Raw genomic sequence first — 284 nt, 5'->3', positions numbered from 1 at the left:
CCCGGGACCGCACCGCCCTGGGCCGCAGGGTCGCGGACGCGTGGGGCATGCGGGTGCTCGCCCCGGAGGGGAGCGTGCTGTTCGTCCCGGGTGGCTCCCTGTTCGCCGCCGCGCCCGGGTCCCGGGACGGCGGCTGGCAGCGGTTCTCCGCCGGAGGATCCCGGGAGCGCCTCGGCCCCCGGTTCCCGGCGCCCTCCTGGCAGCCGTCGTTCGACTCCCTGCCGGCGCACGTCGCGGGCGGGTGCGTGGTCGACCGGATCCCCGCGGGCGTGGTGGTCCGGCCG

General features: G+C 79.9%; 1 pseudogene. It reads left to right on the top strand.

Going from position 1 to position 284, the window contains the following annotated elements:
* Positions 1–284 (top strand): annotated as a pseudogene (locus LO771_RS30420) (hypothetical protein); the annotation flags it as partial.

This window comes from Streptacidiphilus sp. ASG 303 (assembly GCF_020991365.1).
In the GTDB taxonomy this organism is placed as follows: domain Bacteria; phylum Actinomycetota; class Actinomycetes; order Streptomycetales; family Streptomycetaceae; genus Peterkaempfera.
The sequence above is the reverse complement of the archived record's forward strand: the minus strand, read 5'-3'. Positions and strand labels throughout refer to the sequence as shown.